The organism is Streptomyces sp. NPDC037421, assembly GCF_055602105.1.
The window spans coordinates 57,271-74,556 of record NZ_JBVJWV010000027.1; the positions used below are offsets into that span (position 1 = coordinate 57,271).

Genomic DNA, 17,286 nt, shown 5'->3' on the forward strand with positions numbered 1-17,286 from the left:
TCTCATGACTGAAGGCATCCTGCGGCAGATCCTCGACTACTCGAGCCGGGCCAATCCGTACCCCCTGTACGCGGAGCTCCGCAAGACCCCGGTGTTCCACGACGGGGACGGTCCGTACGTCCTCAGCACGTACCACGAGATCAAGGGCCTGCTGCACGATCCGCGGATCAGTTCCGACTCCCGCAACCTGACGGCGGCCGCCGGCGACCCGCTGAGCGAGGCGGGCGAGGAGGAGGCGGAGGGCGGGGTCCTGCCGCCCTCCTTCCTGAAGCTGGACCCGCCCGACCACGACCGGCTGCGCCGGATGACGAACCGCCCGTTCGGGCCGCCGCACTCCCCGCGCCGCGTCGAGCAGATGCGCGGTGAGCTGGGCGGCATCGTCACCGGGCTGGTCGACACCATCGCCAAGGAGGGCGACCCCGGGCGGATCGACCTGGTCGAGGAGTTCTCGTACCCGTTCCCGGTCACGGTGATCTGCCGGCTGCTGGGCGTGCCGGGCGAGGACGAGGCGCGCTTCCACGTCTGGGCCGACACCCTCGCCGCGAGTCTGGACCCCGATCCCGACGCCGATGCGGGCGAGCGCGCCAAGAAGACGGCGGACGCGCGGATGGAGCTCGGCATGTACCTGGCCGGGCTGATCGAGGAGCGGCGCAAGAGCCCCACCGGGGACATGCTGTCGGAGCTGGCGACCGGGCAGGGGCCGGACGGCACCATGACCACGATGGAGGTGCTCAGCACGGCGGCGCTGCTGCTGATCGCGGGGCACGAGACCACCGTCAACCTGATCACGAACGGCATGCTCACCCTGCTGCGGCATCCGGAGCACCTGGCCCGGCTGCGCGCCGAGCCGAACCTGGCCGTACCGATCGTGGAGGAGCTGCTGCGCTACGAGCCGCCGGTGCAGCTGCTGCCGCAGCGCAGCACGCTCGCAGACATCGATGTGGCGGGGGTGACCATCCCCAAGGGCTCCTCGCTCTGGCTGATCCTGGCCTCCGCGAACCGCGACCCGAAGCGGTTCGCGGACCCGGACCGCTTCGACCCGGACCGCGCGGACGTCCAGCACCTGGGCCTCGGCAGCGGCATCCACAGCTGCTTCGGGGCGCCGCTGGCCCGGCTGGAGGCGGCCTTGGCGCTGAGCGAGCTGGCCCGCAGGCTGGAGAACCCCCGGCTGCTGGAGGACCCGCCGCCCTACCGGCAGAACGCGGTCCTGCGCGGCCCGCGCCACCTGCCGATCGCCTGCGACGGCATCCGGGACTAGCCTTCCGGGATCAGTCTTCCGGGAGGACGACGACCTCCGACGGGCTGAACGCCACCGCGACCCGGTCCCCCACGGCCGGCGCGGTGGCCAGCTCGCATTCGGCCTCCAGTACGGGCCCCGACGCGGGTTTCAGCCGCAGGGCCACGTGCGTGCCGCGGAAGGTCCGGGACTCCACCACGCAGCCCAGCCCGGCCTCGCACAGCACCACCCCGGCGGGACGGACCAACAGCCGCCGCTCCCCCTCGGGCGTCCCGGCCGGGACCGGCACCCTGCCCCACGCGGTGGCGGCGGCGGTACCCGCCACCGTCCCCGGAACCACGTTCTCGAAGCCGAGGAAGCGGGCCACGAACTCCGACGCGGGCCGCTGCCACACCTCCAGTGGGGTCCCGGCCTGCGCGATCCGCCCGTCCCGCATCACCACCACCCGGTCGGCCAGCGCGAAGGCCTCGCCCTGGTCGTGGGTGACGGCCAGGACGGTGGTGCCCAGCCGGGAGAACAGCCCCTGGAGCTCGACCACCAGCCGCTCGCGCAGCCCCCGGTCCAGCTGGCCGAGCGGCTCGTCCAGCATCAGCAGCCGGGGCGAGGGGGCCAGTGCCCGGGCGAGGGCCACCCGCTGCTGCTCCCCGCCGGACAGCGAGGAGACGGCCCGGCCCTGGGCTCCCGGGAGCCCGACCAGCTCCAGCAGTTCCGCGACCTGTGCCTCGTACGATCCCTTCCGCGAACGGGATCGCTTCATGCGCAGGCCGAAGGAGACGTTCCCGGCGACGTCCCGGTGCGGGAAGAGCTGGTGGTCCTGGAACATCAGGCCCACCCCGCGCCGGTGCACCGGCACGCCGGCCTGGTCGGCCCCGCCGAGCAGCACCCGCCCCCCGGACACCGGCTGGAGCCCGGCCACCACCCGCAGCAGGGTGGACTTGCCGCTGCCGCTGGGGCCGAGCACGCACACGGTCTCGTGCTCGGCGACCTCCAGGTCGACCGCGTCCACGACCGCCCGGTCGCCGAAGCGGACCGACACCCCTTCGAGCCGGAGCAGGGTCATCAGAACTCTCCCGAGGTCTTGTCGGGTCGCAGTCGCTCCAGCACCAGCAGGGACACCGCGCACACCAGCATCAGAATCGTGCTCAGGGCCATGGCCTGCCCGTAGTTCATCTCCCCGGCCCGCCCCAGCAGCCGCGCCACGGCCACCGGCAGCGTCGGGTGGTCCGGCCGGGCGATGAAGACGGTCGCGCCGAACTCGCCCAGCGAGACCGCGAAGGCGAAGCCCGCCGCGATCAGCAGCGCCCGCCGCACCAGCGGCAGGTCCACCTCCCGCCAGGCCCGCAGCGGCGAGGCCCCGAGCACGGCCGCCGCCTCCCGCAGCCGGCCGTCGACGGCCCGCAGCACCGGCAGCATGGTCCGTACCACGAACGGCACCCCGACCAGCGCCTGCGCGAGCGGCACCAGGATCCACGAGGTCCGCAGGTCGAGCGGCGGCTCGTCCAGGGTGATCAGGAACCCGAAGCCCACGGTCACGGCGGACACCCCGAGCGGCAGCATCAGCAGCGCGTCGAAGCCGCGTACGAAGCGGCCACCGCGCCGGGTCAGGGCGGCGGCCGCGAGAGCCCCGACGGCCAGGGCGATGGCGGTGGCGGCGAGCGCGTACTGGAGGGAGTTCCAGATGGCCTCCAGCGGCGGCACCAGAAACGTTCCGCCCCCGGCGCCCGCGTCCTGCAGCGCCCGGTAGAAGCCGAAGCCGTAACCGCCCGGCGCGTCGAAGGACCGCTCCACCAGCACCGCCAGCGGCGCCACGACCAGCAGCGCCACCGACACCAGCACCCCGCCCAGCAGGCCGCGCTGCGCCCGGCCGCGCGGCGGACGCGCGGTGCGCGAGGGGTCGACGAGGCGCAGCGCGGTCTCCCGCCGGCGCACGGTCCACGCGTGCACGGCGAGGACGGCGGCGATGGCCGCGAACTGCACCATCGTCAGCACGGCGGCGGTCGGCAGGTCCAGCAGCTGTGCCGTCTGCCGGTAGACCTCCACCTCCAGAGTGGCGTACGCGGGCCCGCCCAGGATCTGCACGACGCCGAAGGAACTGAACGTGAACAGGAACACCATCAGGGAGGCCGCGGCCACGGCCGGCGCGAGCGCGGGCAGCGTCACCCGCCGCCACGCCGCGAACCGCCCGGCGCCCAGCACCCGGGCGGCCTCCTCCTGGCGCGGGTCCAGCTGCGCCCACAGGCCGCCGACCGTCCGCACCACGACGGCGTAGTTGAAGAAGACGTGGGCGAGCAGGATCGCCCACACGGTGGTGTCCAGCCGGACGCCCCACAGCTCGTCGAGCAGCCCGCCCCGCCCGACCAGCGCCAGGAAGGCACTGCCGACGACCACGGTCGGCAGTACGAAGGGAACGGTGACCAGCGCGCGCAGCAGCTGCTTGCCGGGGAACTCCAGGCGCGCGAAGACGTAGGCGCCGGGCAGCGCCAGGAGCAGGGTGAGGGCGGTCGAGGCGAGCGCCTGCCAGGTGGTGAACCACAGCACGCCGGCGATGTCGGGCCGGGCGAGGACCTCGCCGATCCGGCCGAACTGCCAGCCCTCGTCCGTCTTGAGCCCGCGGCCGACGATCGCGGCGACGGGGTAGGCGAAGAACAGTCCGAAGAAGGCGAGCGGCACGGCCATCAGAGCGAGTCTGACGGCCGTGGCGCGCCCGCCCCCCGCGGGAAGGCGCTCTACTTCACGACGAGCGAGGACCACGTCTTGACCCACTGCTCACGGTTCTTGGCGATGGCCTCCGGAGCGACGTTCTCCGGCTTGTCGACCACGACACCGTGCTTCGTGAACAGCTCCGGCAGCTTCGCGTCCTTGACCACCGGGTTCACGAACATCTGGAGCGGCATGTCCTCCTGGAACTTCTTGGAGACCAGGAAGTCGATGAGGGCCTTGCCGCCCTCATCGTTCTTCGCGCCCTTGAGCAGGCCCGCGAACTCGATCTGGCGGAAGCAGGTGCCGGTGGCCACGCCCGTGGGCGCCTCGGCCGGCTGCGGCTCGCCGTAGAGGACCTCGACCGGCGGGCTGGAGGCGTAGGAGACGACCAGCGGGCGGTCGCCCTTGGCCTTCTTGCCGCCGGCGGAGCCGGAGAAGCGCTCGTTGTAGGCCTGCTCCCACCCGTCGACGACCTCGACGCCGTTGGCCTTGAGCTTGCTCCAGTAGTCCTTCCAGCCCTCCTCGCCGTACTTGCCGACGGAGGCGAGGAGGAAGCCGAGGCCGGGCGAGGAGGTCGCGGCGTTCTCGGTGACCAGCAGGTTCTTGTACTCCGGCTTGACCAGGTCGTCCAGCGTCTGCGGCGGGGCGATCTTCTTGTCGGCGAAGTAGGCCTTGTCGTAGTTGACGCAGATGTCGCCGGAGTCGACCGGGGTGACGCGGTGCTGCTTGTCGAGGACGAACTCGGGCTTCACCGTGTCCAGGCCCTTGGCCTGGTACGGGGTGAAGACTCCGTTGTCGAGGGCCCGCGAGAGCAGGGTGTTGTCGACGCCGAAGAAGACGTCGCCGCGCGGGGAGCCCTTGGTGAGGATCTCCTGGTTGAGGGCGGCGCCGGCGTCGCCGGACTTCAGCACCTTGACGGTGTAGCCGCTCTGCTGCTCGAACTCCTTGAGGACCGTGTCGGTCACGTTGAAGGAGTCGTGGGAGACGAGCGTGACCGTCTTGGACTTCGGGGCGTCGGTCGCGCCCGCGGGCTTGTCCTTGGCCTCGCCGCCGCCACAGGCGCCGAGCGTGGTGACGCCGAGCGCGGCCGCGAGCGCCGCGCCCGCGATCTTCTTGGTGGTGCTCACTGGTGATTCCTCCTGGGATGACCAGGAGAAGACGCGGCCCCGCCCGGCGCTCTGTGGGAGCGGACGCCGGGCAGGGCGCAACAGCTTGAGTGGTGACCGAACTTCCTACCCCGAATGACCGGGGCGAGGTTCAGAGGGTCTGCGGATGACGGATACCGCACTCTCAGCGCTGTGGCGCTCCCCTGTCGGAATATGCAATTGGTTCGGCCACAGGGTACCCCGCGGCCGATTTACGCCGGCCCGTGACCGGAATCTAGCGTTCCGAGGCGGCGAGCTGGCCACACGCGCCGTCGATCTCCTGGCCGCGGGTGTCACGGACGGTCACGGGCACCCCGTGGCGGGCGATCGCCTCGACGAAGGCCTTCTCGTCCTCGGGGCGCGAGGCGGTCCACTTCGAGCCCGGCGTCGGGTTCAGCGGGATCAGGTTGACGTGCACGCGCTTGCCCTTGAGCAGGCGACCGAGCAGGTCGCCGCGCCAGGCCTGGTCGTTGATGTCGCGGATCAGGGCGTACTCGATGGAGATCCGGCGGCCGGACTTCTCCGCGTACTCCCAGGCCGCGTCGAGGACCTCGCGGACCTTCCAGCGGGTGTTCACCGGGACGAGGGTGTCGCGCAGCTCGTCGTCCGGGGCGTGCAGGGAGACCGCGAGGCGGCACTTGAAGCCCTCGTCGGCGAACCGCAGCATCGCCGGGACCAGGCCGACGGTGGAGACGGTGATGCCGCGCTGCGACAGGCCCAGGCCGTCGGGCTCCGGGTCGGTGAGGCGGCGGATGGCGCCGACGACGCGCTTGTAGTTCGCGAGCGGCTCGCCCATGCCCATGAAGACGATGTTGGACAGCCGGGCCGGGCCGCCGGGGACCTCGCCGTCGCGCAGGGCGCGCATGCCGTCGACGATCTGGTGCACGATCTCGGCGGTGGAGAGGTTGCGGTCCAGGCCGGCCTGGCCGGTGGCGCAGAACGGGCAGTTCATGCCGCAGCCGGCCTGCGAGGAGATGCACATCGTCACCCGGTCGGGGTAGCGCATCAGCACGGACTCGACGAGCGTGCCGTCGTGCAGCTTCCACAGGGTCTTGCGGGTGGTGTCGTTGTCACAGCTGATGTGCCGCACGACGTTCATCAGCTCCGGCAGCAGCTCCTGCTGGAGCTTCTCGCGCGAGGCCGCCGGGATGTCGGTCCACTCGGCCGGGTCGTGCGCGTAGCGGGCGAAGTAGTGCTGGGAGAGCTGCTTGGCCCGGAACGGCTTCTCGCCGATCGCGGCCACCGCCTCGCGGCGCTCGGCCGGGGTGAGGTCGGCGAGGTGCCGGGGCGGCTTCTTCGCTCCGCGGGGCGCGACGAAGGTGAGCTCACCCGGAACGGGACGGGGGGCCATGCGGTACTCCTCGGTACGACGGGGTGGGGGTCACCCCGCGCGTGCAGGGCCGGTCCGCGGCGACTCGGCCGCCGGACGGAAAGGGCGCGCCGCGTGAACACGGCGCGCCCTCCAGGATAACCCGGCCCCGACCCGTCAGCCGGTGCTCCGCTCCAGGGCCTCAGGGCCCGGGAGCAACGGCTCAGCCGGTACCGACGAACGCCGCCAGCAGCAGCCAGACCACCGGAGCGGTCGGCAGCAGCGAGTCCAGTCGGTCCATGATGCCGCCGTGGCCCGGGAGCAGCGTGCCCATGTCCTTGATGCCCAGGTCACGCTTGATCATCGACTCGCCGAGGTCGCCCAGGGTGGCGGAGACCGCGACCGCGAGGCCCAGCAGCAGGCCCTGCCACCAGGCGCCGCCGTCGATCAGGAACTCCATGCACAGTGCGCCGGCCGCCATCGCGAAGGCCACCGCTCCGAAGAGCCCCTCGCGGGTCTTGCCGGGGCTGATGCGCGGGGCGAGCTTGGTCTTGCCGAAGCGCCAGCCCACGGCGTAGGCCCCGGTGTCGCTGACCACGGTCAGGACCAGGAAGGTCACCACGCGCTGCGGACCGTCGGCGGGGGTCAGCAGCATCGCGACGAAGGTCGCCAGGAAGGGCACGTAGAACGCCGCGAAGACGCCGGCCGTGACGTCCTTGAGGTAGTCCTCGGGAGGCTCGGTCATCCGCCACACGAGAACGGCCAGCGCGGTGAGCGCCATCGCCACCCAGGCGCCCTCGGCCCCGCGGACGTACCCGGCGATGATCATCGCCGCGCCGCCGACCGCGAGCGGGACCAGCGGGGCCTTGATGCCCTTCTTCTCCTGGAGCCGGGAGGTGAGCTCCCACAGGCCGACCACGACCGCGACGACGATGACGCCGACGAAGACGGCCTTGACGATGAACAGCGAAGCGAAGATCACCGCGCCGAGGCCGACGCCGACCCCTATGGCGGCACGCAGATCCCGCCCCGCGCGCTTCTTCTGCGGCGGGGGCGAGGCGTCCTGCGGGGCCTGCGGAGGCGGAGGCGGGGGGCTGGGCATGGGCTCCTGCAACGGCGTCTCGGCGCGGAACGGGGGGCCGCCGACGAAGGCGGCCCCCCGATCGCGTGCTTCCCGGTCGTCGAAGGCACGGCCGGCGGCATCGGGCACGATGGACATGGGCGCAGTCTGCGGGCCCACCAGCGCATCGTATGCGGGACCCGCCGGAACCGGCTCAGCGGCCCAGGGAGAGTCGTTCATCAGACCTCGAGGAGCTCGGCTTCCTTGTGCTTGAGCAGCTCGTCCACCTGCGCGACGTACTTCGCGGTGGTGTCGTCGAGCTCCTTCTCGGCGCGGCGCACCTCGTCCTCGCCGGCCTCCTTGTCCTTGACCAGCTTGTCGAGGGCGTCCTTGGCCTTGCGGCGCACGGAGCGGATGGAGACCTTGGAGTCCTCGGCCTTGGTCTTGGCGACCTTGATGAACTCCTTGCGGCGGTCCTGCGTCAGCTCCGGGAAGGTCACCCGGATGATGCGGCCGTCGTTGCTCGGGTTGACACCGAGGTCGGAGTCGCGGATCGCCTGCTCGATGTTGCGCAGCGCGGAGGCGTCGAACGGCGTCACGATCGCCATGCGCGGCTCGGGCACGGCGAAGGAGGCGAGCTGGTTGATGGGCGTGATGGCACCGTAGTAGTCCGCCACGATCTTGTTGAACATCGCCGGGTGCGCACGGCCCGTGCGGATCGCGGCAAAGTCTTCCTTGGCGACGACGACGGCCTTCTCCATCTTCTCCTCGGCCTCGAGGAGGATTTCTTCGATCACCACGTGCTCCTGCATGTCAGATATGGATGGTTCAGGCGGGCGCGGGCGGTCCGGGCCGCCCGGACCGGGCCCTTGCGGGCCCGGCTCGGTGGGCTCAGGCCCGGGTGCCCTGGTCGCTCACGAGCGTGCCGATCTTCTCACCCTTGACGGCGCGGGCGATATTGCCTTCGGCGAGCAGCTCGAAGACCAGGATCGGCAGCCGGTTGTCGCGGCACAGCGTGATGGCCGTGGCGTCGGCGACCTTGAGGTCCCGGGACAGCACCTCGCTGTACTCCAGCGCGTCGAACTTCACCGCGTCCGGGTTGGTCTTCGGGTCGGAGTCGTAGACCCCGTCGACACCGTTCTTGCCCATGAGGAGGGCTTCGGCGTCGATTTCCAGGGCACGCTGGGCGGCCGTGGTGTCGGTGGAGAAGTACGGCATGCCCATGCCGGCGCCGAAGATGACGACGCGGCCCTTCTCCAGGTGGCGCACGGCGCGCAGCGGGATGTACGGCTCCGCGACCTGCCCCATGGTGATGGCGGTCTGGACTCGGCTGTCGATGCCTTCCTTCTCCAGGAAGTCCTGGAGGGCGAGGCAGTTCATGACGGTGCCGAGCATGCCCATGTAGTCGGACCGGGCCCGGTCCATGCCGCGCTGCTGAAGCTCCGCGCCGCGGAAGAAGTTGCCGCCGCCGATGACGACCGCGATCTCGGCGCCGTCGCGGACAACGGCCGCGATCTCGCGGGCGATGGCGTGCACGACGTCGGGGTCGACACCCAGTCCGCCGCCGCCGGAGAAGGCTTCGCCGGACAGCTTCAGCATGAAGCGGCGACCCTTCTGCTCGTGGTCGCTCTTGTCGTCGGATGCGGTGTGGGGGTCCACGCCCTGATTCATGGAGATCTCCTCGTGCACATACGAAGAAGGCCATTGCCGGTGGGTCCTCGCGGTTCCCTCTGCGGCAATGGCCTCCTCGTCAGATCTGCGGTCGTCCTGCGCAAGCGCGGACGACTGCTTCAGACCCTATCGGGGTCCGGTGTCCGTCGCGTACGGACGGACTCAGATGCCGACCTTGATGCGGGCGAAGCGCTTCAGGGTGACACCGGCCTCGTCCAGAACCTTCTGGACGGACTTCTTGTTGTCCAGCGCGTACGGCTGGCCGAGCAGCGTGACGTCCTTGAAGAAGCCGTTGACGCGACCCTCGACGATCTTGGCGATCGCGGCCTCGGGCTTGCCCTCGGCGCGGGTGACCTCTTCGGCGACGCGGCGCTCGGACTCGACGACCTCGGCCGGAACGTCCTCGGCGGTCAGGTACTTCGGCGCGAAGGCGGCGATGTGCTGGGCGATGCCCTTGGCCAGGTCGGCGTCGGCCTTGTCCAGCTCGACCAGGACACCGATCTGCGGGGGCAGGTCGGGCATGGTGCGGTGCATGTAGGAGGCGACGAAGGCGCCCTCGTACTGCGCGAAGCGGTCGAGGACGATCTTCTCACCGAGGTTGGCGTTGGCCTCGTCCACGAACGCCTGGACGGTCTTGCCGGCCTCGATCTCGGACGCCAGCAGGGCCTCGATGTCCGCCGGGGTGGTGGCGGCCACGTGGGCGGCGAGCTGGTCGGCGACGGCCAGGAACTTCGGGCTCTTGGCGACGAAGTCGGTCTCGCACTTGAGCTCGAGCAGCACGCCGGAGGTGGCGTCGGCGGCGATCAGGGAGGTGACGGCACCGTTCTCGGCGGAACGGCCCTCGCGCTTGGCGACACCCTTCAGGCCCTTGACGCGCAGGATCTCGTTGGCCTTGGTGACGTCACCGTCGGCCTCGACGAGCGCGTTCTTGCAGTCCAGCATGCCGGCGCCGGTGAGCTCGCGGAGCTTCTTGACGTCAGCGGCGGTGTAGTTCGCCATGAGTCTGTGATTCTCTCTCGAAGTCGTAGATCTACGGGTGAACGGCGGGAGAGCGCGCTCGTGGCGCGGCTCCCCCGCCGTCATCGTCCGTGCTGCGAGTGCCCGGCGCGTGAACGCCGGGCGCTCTCAGTGGGTCAGGCCTGCTCGGCGTCGGCGGCCGGAGCCTCGACGGCCGCAGCCTCGGCCGCGGGGGCCTCGGCAGCCGGGGCCTCGGCCGCGGGGGCCTCGGCGTCAGCCTTCTTCTCGCCCTCGAGCAGGTCGCGCTCCCACTCGGCGAGGGGCTCGGCGGCGGCCTTCTCGCCCGGCTTCGAGTCGCCGGTCGCGGCGCCGGAGCGGGCGATGAGGCCCTCGGCGACGGCGTCGGCGATCACGCGGGTGAGCAGGGTGACGGAGCGGATCGCGTCGTCGTTGCCCGGGATCTTGTAGTCGACCTCGTCGGGGTCGCAGTTGGTGTCGAGGATCGCGACGACCGGGATGTGCAGCTTGCGCGCCTCACCGACGGCGATGTGCTCCTTCTTGGTGTCGACGATCCAGACGGCGCTGGGAACCTTCGACATCTCGCGGATACCACCGAGGGTCTTCTCCAGCTTGGCCTTCTCGCGGGAGAGGACCAGGAGCTCCTTCTTGGTGAGACCCGAGGCGGCGACGTCCTCGAAGTCGATCGCCTCAAGCTCCTTCAGGCGCTGGAGGCGCTTGTAGACGGTGGAGAAGTTGGTGAGCATGCCGCCCAGCCAGCGCTGGTTGACGTACGGCATGCCGACGCGGGTCGCCTGCTCGGCGATGGCCTCCTGCGCCTGCTTCTTCGTACCGACGAACATGATGGAGCCACCGTGCGCGACGGTCTCCTTCACGAACTCGTAGGCGCGGTCGATGTACGACAGCGACTGGAGCAGGTCGATGATGTAGATGCCGTTGCGCTCGGTGAAGATGAAGCGCTTCATCTTCGGGTTCCAGCGACGGGTCTGGTGACCGAAGTGGACGCCGCTCTCCAGCAGCTCCCGCATCGTTACGACGGCCATGGCCATCTCCTTGGTTTCTCGGTTTTGGTTCCTGACGCCCCGCCGCGCCCTGCCCCTTGAGGGACCGAGAGACGCATTCACCTGACCGGAACCGGTCGGCGCTGGGGCGTGCGAAGTCGACCCGGTGACCCGGATCGCCACAAGAAGTGTACGGGACCCGGCGGTATGCCGGGTGACGCCGTTGTCCACACCCTTTCGGCCGTCCACAGGCGCGGACCGGGCGGGCCGCCCGCGCGGGATCCTGCCGGGCATGACGAAACTGCTGCTCATCCTGCTCCTGGCACTGCCCCGGCCGCTGCCCGGCCCGCCGCCCGCGCCCGGGCCCGCGGCCCCGGAACCCGCCTCCTCGGCGCCCGTCGCACCGGTGCGCGGCGGGGGCGCGGCGCGCGGGGTGCGGGGCGCGCGCCCCCTGCCCGCGCCGCTGTCCGTGGCGCGCTGGTGGGATCCTCAGCCGACCCCGTACGCGGCCGGCCACCGCGGTGTGGACCTGTCGGCGCCGGCCGGGGCGGAGGTACGGGCCGTGGGGCCCGGGCGGGTGCACTACGCGGGGCGGGTGGCGGGGCGCGGGGTGCTCTCGCTCACCCTCCCGGGCGGCCTGCGCACGACGTACGAGCCGGTGCGGCCGCTGGTGGCGCAGGGGGAGGCGGTCGCGGCGGGGCAGGTGGTGGCGGTGCTCACGGAGGGCTCCCACTGCCCGGGCCCCTGCCTGCACTGGGGCCTGCTGGCGGGCGAGGACGCCTACCTGAACCCGCTGGCCCTGCTCCCCGCGCCCACGCCCCGGCTGCTGCCGGCGGCTCCTTAGGCCGCGTCCTGCGGATCAGGCGGTGACGCCCCGCAGCGCCATGGAGACGGCGGTCTCGGTGATCACGGCCGGGTCCTCGGCGGCGCCGAGCTCGATCCGGCGGGCCGCCGCGTCCACGACGCCCTGGAGCAGCATCGCGGACAGCCGGGGCTCCGGCAGCCCGAGGACCCCCAGGGCCTCGACGATCATCGCCACCAGGCCGCCGTGCGCTGCGCGGATCTTCTCCCGCGCGCCGGCGTCCAGCTCGCCGGCGGAGATCGCCACCACCGCGCGGTGGCGCCGGTCCCCCACCAGCCCCAGCTGGGTGCGGACGTAGGCCTCGATCTTCGCCTCCGGCGTGGGCGCCTGCTCCATCGCCGCCTCGATCTCGGCGGCCCAGACGGGGAAGTCCACCGCGCACAGCTCTTCGACGACGGCCGCGCGGGACCGGAAGTACTCGTACACGGACGACCGGGCGAGCCCGGTCCGCTCCGCGAGGGCGGGGAAGGTCAGGGCTTCCGTCCCGCCTTCGGACAACAGGGAACGTGCGGCGTCCAACAGGGCGCCGCGCTGCATCGACCGGTGCTCGGCCACGGAGGCCGCTCGAATCCTGGGCACGTCACCACTGTACGGAGGCCCGCAAGGGGTGTCGGCCCCGCCGGGACCGCCGCCGGCTCAGCGGCCGACGTCGGCGAGCTTGGCCCGCAGCTGGAGCACGGATTTGGTGTGGATCTGGCTGACCCGGCTCTCGGTGACGCCCAGTACGTTGCCGATCTCGGCGAGGGTCAGGCCCTCGTAGTAGTAGAGGGTCACCACGGTCTTCTCCCGCTCCGGGAGGGTGTTGATGGCCCGGGCGAGCAGCCTGCGCAGCTCCCGGTCCTCGGCCACCTCGACCGGGTTGTCGGCGGCGGTGTCCTCCAGGGTGTCCATCAGGGAGAGGCGGTCCCCGCCCTCCCCGCCCACGTGCAGCAGCTCTTCCAGGGCGACCACGTTGGCCAGGGACAACTGGCTGAAGACCGTGTGGAGTTCCTCCACCGCGATGCCCATCTCCCCGGCGACCTCACCCTCCGTCGGGGTGCGCCGCAGCTGGGCCTCCAGCGTCGCGTAGGCGCGCTCGACGGCGCGCGCCTTCTGGCGCACGGAGCGCGGGATCCAGTCCAGCGCGCGCAGCTCGTCGATCATCGCGCCGCGGATCCGGGTGATGGCGTACGTCTCGAACTTGATGGAGCGTTCGATGTCGAACTTCTCGATCGCGTCGATCAGTCCGAAGACGCCGGAGGAGACGAAGTCGGCCTGCTCCACGTTGGGTGGCAGGCCCACGCTGACCCGGCCCGCCACGTATTTCACCAGGGGCGAGTAGTGCAGGATCAGCTGCTCCCGCAGCCGCTCGTCGCCCGAGTCCTTGTATGAGCGCCAGAGCACCTCCAGGGACGAGGGCGCGGTGGACCGCACGCCGCCACGGGCAGCGGGGGGCACCGCAGCGCGGTCGGACCCTGAGGTGTGCTGGGGCATGCTTCGCCTTTGCCGGAGCGGGATTCCTTGGGAGCGTAGCGTGACGGAAGTGTCGCGGTGCGCGAAGAGTACGGGATGGCACGGAGGCCCAGGGGCGTCCGCCCTCGCGCGGGCGCCCCGGGACCGGCGCCTCGCGCACGGTCCCGGCGACTGCCACCGGGAGGACCGCGTATGTCATCGCCGTCACTCTTTCACCGGAACGCCCCAGGTCAACGACCGCCTCGCCGGTCGGCTCCGGATTGCACCCCCTCTCGCGACGTCCGCGGGGTCAACCGCCAGCCGTCGCCCTGCCGTTCGACGAACCCCAGAGAGTGAAGTTCGTACAGTCTGCCGATGACTTCATCGGTGCCGGCGGCCGCGGCGAGGGCGATCTCGTCGAGGCTCGCCGCCCGGCCCGCGGGGAGCGCTTCAAGTACCCGCGCGGCGCCGGGGGCCAGCAGGTCCCGGGCGTGGACCGGGCCGCGCCGGGCGGGGGCCAGTTCGCCCATGTCGCCGACGAGTTCGACGATCTCGTCGGCGTCCGTGACGAGCACCGCCTCGCCGCGCAGCAGCTCGTGCACCCCGGCCGAGAGGCCGCTGGTGGCCGGGCCGGGTACGCCCATGGTGAGGCGGCCCAGCTCCTGGGCGCGGCGGGCGGTGACCAGGGAGCCGCTGCGGTGGGCGGCCTCCACGACCACCGTCCCCCGGGTGAGGGCGGCGATGACCCGGTTGCGCAGCACGAACCGGCTCGGGGTGGGGTGGGTCCCGGGCGGCAGTTCGCCCAGCACCAGCCCCTGACGGGTGATCCGGCCCAGGAGTCCGGCGTGGCCGCGCGGGTAGACCGTGTCCACCCCGCAGGCCAGTACGGCCGCCGTGGCTCCGCCCGAGGCGAGGGCCCCGCGGTGGGCGGCGCCGTCGATGCCGTACGCCGCCCCGGAGACGACCACCCAGCCGCGCTCGGTGAGCCCGGCGGCCAGGGTCTGCGCCATGTGGGCCCCGTACGGGGTACACGCCCGGGCCCCGACCACGGCGACCGAGCGCAGGGCCCAGGTCCGCAGGTGGGGGCGGCCCCGCAACCAGAGCCCGACGGGCCGGGCGTCGCCGAGGTCGTCCAGCTGGGTCGGCCACTCCGCCGAGCCGGGGCACACGAAGCGGACGCCCGAGCAGGCGGCGCTCTCCAGGTCCCGCAGGGGCTCCGCGACGGCGGCCCGTCTGCGGTACCCGGCGAGCCGCTCGGGCCCCGCCCCGGTCAGCGGCCCGGCCTCCGGGCCGGGGCCGGTCAGGAGCCGCATGACCGTGGTGGCCCCGAGCTCCCGGATCCAGCGCCCGCCGTGCTCGTCCCCCGGCTCCAGCACCCTGGTCAGCGCGGCCCGGGCCAGGACCTCCGGATCGGGCCGCCCCTCCGCGCTCACGACCCCGCCCCCACGGCCTGGGCGGCGCCCCGGGCGATCCCGGTGCGCAGCTCCAGCGCGACGGCCGCGTCCAGCGCGTCGGGGCGGTCGCGGCCCCGCAGGTCGGCCACGGTCCAGGCGACCCGCAGCACCCGGTCCAGCCCCCGCGCGGTGAGCAGTCCGCGCTCCATGTCCCGCTCGGCCAGGGCCAGGGCTCCGGGGCCGGCGGGCCAGCGGGTGCGCAGCTCGTGCCCGGGCACCTCGGAGTTGAGCCGCCACGGGGTGTCGGCGAGCCGGGCGGCGGCCCGGTCGCGGGCCTCGCGGACCCGGTCGGCGACGGCGGCGGTGGCCTCTCCGCGGCCGCCGTGGCCGAGGAGGTCGGAGCGGGTGACCGGCTCCACCTCGACCCGCAGGTCGACCCGGTCGAGCAGGGGCCCGGACAGCCGGGCCTGGTAGCGCCGGATCACCGAGGAGGGGCATTCGCAGCCGGACCCGGTCAGGGTGTGGCGGCCGCAGGGGCAGGGGTTCGCCGCGAGGACCATCAGGAAGCGGGCGGGCAGCCGTACCACCCCGGCGGCCCTGGCGATGACCACGTGCCCGGCTTCGAGGGGCTGCCGCAGGGCGTCCAGCACCTTGCCGCTGAACTCCGCGGCCTCGTCCAGGAAGAGCACCCCCTTGTGGGCCAGGGAGACCGCACCCGGCCTGGGGATCCCGGCCCCGCCGCCGACCAGCGACTGCATGGTCGCGGAGTGGTGCGGGGCGCAGTAAGGCGCCCTGCCGACCAGCGGTTCGCCGGGCGGCAGGATTCCCGCGACCGAGTGGACGGCCGTCACCTCCAGGGAGTCCTGTCGGGTGAGCGGCGGCAGCAGCCAGGGCAGCCGCTCGGCGAGCATCGTCTTGCCCGCGCCCGGGGGCCCGCTGAGGAAGAGGTGGTGGCCCCCCGAGGCCGCCACCTCCAGGGCCCGGCGGGCGCCGTGCTGCCCGGCGACGTCGGCGAGGTCGGGGAAGTCCCCGGCGTCGCCCCGGCCCGAGAGGCCCGTCCCGAGCCCGGCGCCGGGCACGACCAGCCCGGCGAGCATCGGATCGGGGCGCCCGGCCTCCGGCGGGGGGTCCTCCTCGGGCACCTCCCCGTCGGTCAGCACCGCGATCAGCTGCCGCAGGCTGCGCACGCCCAGCACCGAGACGTCCGGGACCAGGGTCGCCTCGGCAGCGCACTGCTGCGGCACCACCACCTGCCGGTACCCGGCCTCGGCGGCGGCGAGCACGGCCGGCAGGATCCCCCGCACCGGGCGCACCCGGCCGTCGAGGCCCAGCTCCCCGATGAGCACGAGGTCGGCGATCCTGCCGGGGTCGACGACCTCGGCGGCGCCCAGCACCGCCGCGGCGACGGCCAGGTCGAAATGGGCGCCGGCCTTCGGTACGGACGCCGGGCTGAGTCCGACCGTGAGCTTCTTCTGCGGCCAGGGGGCGCCCGAGTTCGCCACCGCCGCCCGTACCCGGTCGCGGCTCTCGACCAGGGTCTTGTCCGGCAGCCCCACCAGGGTGAAGGCCGCCACCCCCGGTTCCAGGTCGGCCTGCACCTCCACCAGTACGCCCTCGACGCCCACCAGGGCCACCGAGCAGGCCCGCGCGAATCCCATCAGGCCACCCCCCTGACGTGCTCCACCACGGGTGCCCCGCGCCGGGGCAGCAGGACCGCGACGAGGTCGATCCGCACCCCGCCCGGCGGCGGGCCCCCGTGGTCGGCGAGCCACCGCCCGGCGAGCCGGCGCAGCCGCTCGGCCTTGCCGGCCCGGACGGCGGCCATGGGGTGTTCGAAGTCGCCCCCGCGGCGCGTCTTGACCTCGCACACGACGAGGGCGTCCCCGTCGCGGGCCACGATGTCGACCTCCCCGGCGCGGCACCGCCAGTTCCTGGCGATCACCGTCATCCCGGACTCGGTCAGCCTCCGCGCGGCGAGCTCCTCGCCGTACCGCCCCAATGCCTGCTGTGCCACGCCCTTCGCGTTCATCCGGCACCACCTCCGCCGCCGACGGTCCCGCGTTCCGGCGCACCGAGTGGATCTTGGTGGAAAACCAGGGCACTGTGGACAGCCGGCTCACCCCTGAGGGTGAACCGGTCCAGGGGTCAGCGGGCGGCGGGCCCGTGCGGCGGAAGGCGGATCAGCCCGGCAGGTCGGCGCCCGGCAGTTCGAGGTCGCTCTTGTTGAGCTCCTCGATGTTCACGTCCTTGAAGGTCAGCACGCGGACCTGCTTGACGAAGCGGGCCGGCCGGTACATGTCCCAGACCCACGCGTCGGCCATCGAGACCTCGAAGAAGACCTCGCCCTGGACCGAGTGCACCTGCATCTCGTAGTCGTTGGTGAGGTAGAAACGTCGTTCGGTCTCGATCACGTACTTGAACAGCCCGACGACGTCGCGGTACTCCCGATAGAGCTTCAGCTCCATCTCGGTCTCGTACTTCTCGAGGTCCTCGGCGCTCAT

General features: G+C 72.4%; 17 protein-coding genes. 2 read left to right on the forward strand and 15 right to left on the reverse strand.

The genetic code is table 11. The features are described from left to right. Positions 1-4: 4 nt before the first annotated feature. On the forward strand, positions 5-1,258 hold the full coding sequence (locus tag ACZ7IF_RS29735) for a cytochrome P450 (RefSeq protein ID WP_470977629.1): 1,254 nt from the start codon (positions 5-7) through the stop codon (positions 1,256-1,258). 10 nt (positions 1,259-1,268) lie between these two features. On the opposite strand, the gene ACZ7IF_RS29740 is transcribed toward ACZ7IF_RS29735, so the two are convergent. The 9 genes from ACZ7IF_RS29740 to rpsB form a co-directional block, all read right to left on the reverse strand. After that, on the reverse strand, positions 1,269-2,297 hold the full coding sequence (locus tag ACZ7IF_RS29740; RefSeq protein WP_470977631.1) for an ABC transporter ATP-binding protein: 1,029 nt from the start codon (positions 2,295-2,297) through the stop codon (positions 1,269-1,271). After that, on the reverse strand, positions 2,297-3,913 hold the full coding sequence (locus ACZ7IF_RS29745; protein ID WP_470977634.1) for an ABC transporter permease: 1,617 nt from the start codon (positions 3,911-3,913) through the stop codon (positions 2,297-2,299). Before ACZ7IF_RS29745 ends, ACZ7IF_RS29740 begins: the two co-directional genes overlap by 1 nt. A 50-nt stretch (positions 3,914-3,963) precedes the next feature. Next, the gene (locus ACZ7IF_RS29750; protein WP_470977637.1) at positions 3,964-5,064 is read right to left on the reverse strand and encodes a thiamine ABC transporter substrate-binding protein; all 1,101 of its coding nucleotides are present in this window, start codon (positions 5,062-5,064) and stop codon (positions 3,964-3,966) included. Between the two features lie 253 nt (positions 5,065-5,317). Further along, positions 5,318-6,433 carry a dual-specificity RNA methyltransferase RlmN gene (gene rlmN, locus ACZ7IF_RS29755; RefSeq protein ID WP_007266848.1) on the reverse strand — a complete coding sequence of 372 codons (1,116 nt, stop codon included), beginning with the start codon at positions 6,431-6,433 and terminating at the stop codon, positions 5,318-5,320. Positions 6,434-6,614: 181 nt separating this feature from the next. Next, positions 6,615-7,691: a phosphatidate cytidylyltransferase gene (locus ACZ7IF_RS29760; protein ID WP_470977640.1), complete on the reverse strand. Its 1,077-nt coding sequence runs from the start codon at positions 7,689-7,691 to the stop codon at positions 6,615-6,617. Beyond that, entirely contained in the window at positions 7,691-8,248 is a 558-nt protein-coding gene (gene frr, locus ACZ7IF_RS29765) for a ribosome recycling factor (RefSeq protein WP_365156621.1), read from the reverse strand. The genes ACZ7IF_RS29760 and frr overlap by 1 nt, the downstream gene beginning before the upstream one ends. A gap of 94 nt (positions 8,249-8,342) precedes the next feature. Beyond that, positions 8,343-9,122: a UMP kinase gene (gene pyrH, locus ACZ7IF_RS29770; RefSeq protein ID WP_470977643.1), complete on the reverse strand. Its 780-nt coding sequence runs from the start codon at positions 9,120-9,122 to the stop codon at positions 8,343-8,345. Between the two features lie 162 nt (positions 9,123-9,284). After that, positions 9,285-10,121 carry a translation elongation factor Ts gene (tsf, locus tag ACZ7IF_RS29775; RefSeq protein ID WP_470977646.1) on the reverse strand — a complete coding sequence of 279 codons (837 nt, stop codon included), beginning with the start codon at positions 10,119-10,121 and terminating at the stop codon, positions 9,285-9,287. A 134-nt stretch (positions 10,122-10,255) separates the two neighbouring features. Next, positions 10,256-11,140 (reverse strand): 30S ribosomal protein S2, encoded by an 885-nt coding sequence (rpsB, locus tag ACZ7IF_RS29780; protein WP_470977649.1) that lies wholly within the window; start codon positions 11,138-11,140, stop codon positions 10,256-10,258. 250 nt (positions 11,141-11,390) lie between these two features. Between rpsB and ACZ7IF_RS29785 the strand changes: the two genes are divergently transcribed. After that, positions 11,391-11,942: a M23 family metallopeptidase gene (locus ACZ7IF_RS29785; RefSeq protein WP_470977652.1), complete on the forward strand. Its 552-nt coding sequence runs from the start codon at positions 11,391-11,393 to the stop codon at positions 11,940-11,942. 15 nt (positions 11,943-11,957) lie between these two features. Here ACZ7IF_RS29785 and ACZ7IF_RS29790 read toward each other — a convergent pair whose 3' ends face one another. The 6 genes from ACZ7IF_RS29790 to ACZ7IF_RS29815 form a co-directional block, all read right to left on the reverse strand. Continuing rightward, positions 11,958-12,515, reverse strand: coding sequence for a TetR/AcrR family transcriptional regulator (locus ACZ7IF_RS29790; RefSeq protein ID WP_470977729.1), 558 nt, complete (start codon positions 12,513-12,515; stop codon positions 11,958-11,960). 81 nt (positions 12,516-12,596) lie between these two features. Further along, positions 12,597-13,433, reverse strand: a complete 837-nt coding sequence (whiG, locus tag ACZ7IF_RS29795; RefSeq protein WP_470977655.1) for an RNA polymerase sigma factor WhiG — start codon at positions 13,431-13,433, stop codon at positions 12,597-12,599. 209 nt (positions 13,434-13,642) lie between these two features. After that, on the reverse strand, positions 13,643-14,824 hold the full coding sequence (gene dprA / locus ACZ7IF_RS29800; RefSeq protein ID WP_470977658.1) for a DNA-processing protein DprA: 1,182 nt from the start codon (positions 14,822-14,824) through the stop codon (positions 13,643-13,645). Then, the gene (locus tag ACZ7IF_RS29805) at positions 14,821-16,443 is read right to left on the reverse strand and encodes a YifB family Mg chelatase-like AAA ATPase (protein ID WP_470977661.1); all 1,623 of its coding nucleotides are present in this window, start codon (positions 16,441-16,443) and stop codon (positions 14,821-14,823) included. Before ACZ7IF_RS29805 ends, dprA begins: the two co-directional genes overlap by 4 nt. Beyond that, positions 16,443-16,814, reverse strand: a complete 372-nt coding sequence (locus ACZ7IF_RS29810; protein WP_470977663.1) for a YraN family protein — start codon at positions 16,812-16,814, stop codon at positions 16,443-16,445. The genes ACZ7IF_RS29805 and ACZ7IF_RS29810 overlap by 1 nt, the downstream gene beginning before the upstream one ends. Positions 16,815-16,965: 151 nt before the next feature. After that, positions 16,966-17,286 (reverse strand): DUF2469 domain-containing protein, encoded by a 321-nt coding sequence (locus ACZ7IF_RS29815; protein WP_007266836.1) that lies wholly within the window; start codon positions 17,284-17,286, stop codon positions 16,966-16,968.

What these genes read in the sequence shown, in the direction of transcription:
- ACZ7IF_RS29815 (WP_007266836.1), bottom strand. Translation starts at nt 17,286, where the DNA reads ATGAGCGCCGAGGACCTCGAGAAGTACGAGACCGAGATGGAGCTGAAG.
- rlmN (WP_007266848.1), bottom strand. Translation starts at nt 6,433, where the DNA reads ATGGCCCCCCGTCCCGTTCCGGGTGAGCTCACCTTCGTCGCGCCCCGC.
- ACZ7IF_RS29760 (WP_470977640.1), bottom strand. Translation starts at nt 7,691, where the DNA reads ATGAACGACTCTCCCTGGGCCGCTGAGCCGGTTCCGGCGGGTCCCGCA.
- whiG (WP_470977655.1), bottom strand. Translation starts at nt 13,433, where the DNA reads ATGCCCCAGCACACCTCAGGGTCCGACCGCGCTGCGGTGCCCCCCGCT.
- ACZ7IF_RS29805 (WP_470977661.1), bottom strand. Translation starts at nt 16,443, where the DNA reads ATGGGATTCGCGCGGGCCTGCTCGGTGGCCCTGGTGGGCGTCGAGGGC.
- ACZ7IF_RS29785 (WP_470977652.1), top strand. Translation starts at nt 11,391, where the DNA reads ATGACGAAACTGCTGCTCATCCTGCTCCTGGCACTGCCCCGGCCGCTG.
- ACZ7IF_RS29735 (WP_470977629.1), top strand. Translation starts at nt 5, where the DNA reads ATGACTGAAGGCATCCTGCGGCAGATCCTCGACTACTCGAGCCGGGCC.
- ACZ7IF_RS29810 (WP_470977663.1), bottom strand. Translation starts at nt 16,814, where the DNA reads ATGAACGCGAAGGGCGTGGCACAGCAGGCATTGGGGCGGTACGGCGAG.
- ACZ7IF_RS29745 (WP_470977634.1), bottom strand. Translation starts at nt 3,913, where the DNA reads ATGGCCGTGCCGCTCGCCTTCTTCGGACTGTTCTTCGCCTACCCCGTC.
- ACZ7IF_RS29740 (WP_470977631.1), bottom strand. Translation starts at nt 2,297, where the DNA reads ATGACCCTGCTCCGGCTCGAAGGGGTGTCGGTCCGCTTCGGCGACCGG.
- pyrH (WP_470977643.1), bottom strand. Translation starts at nt 9,122, where the DNA reads ATGAATCAGGGCGTGGACCCCCACACCGCATCCGACGACAAGAGCGAC.
- rpsB (WP_470977649.1), bottom strand. Translation starts at nt 11,140, where the DNA reads ATGGCCGTCGTAACGATGCGGGAGCTGCTGGAGAGCGGCGTCCACTTC.
- tsf (WP_470977646.1), bottom strand. Translation starts at nt 10,121, where the DNA reads ATGGCGAACTACACCGCCGCTGACGTCAAGAAGCTCCGCGAGCTCACC.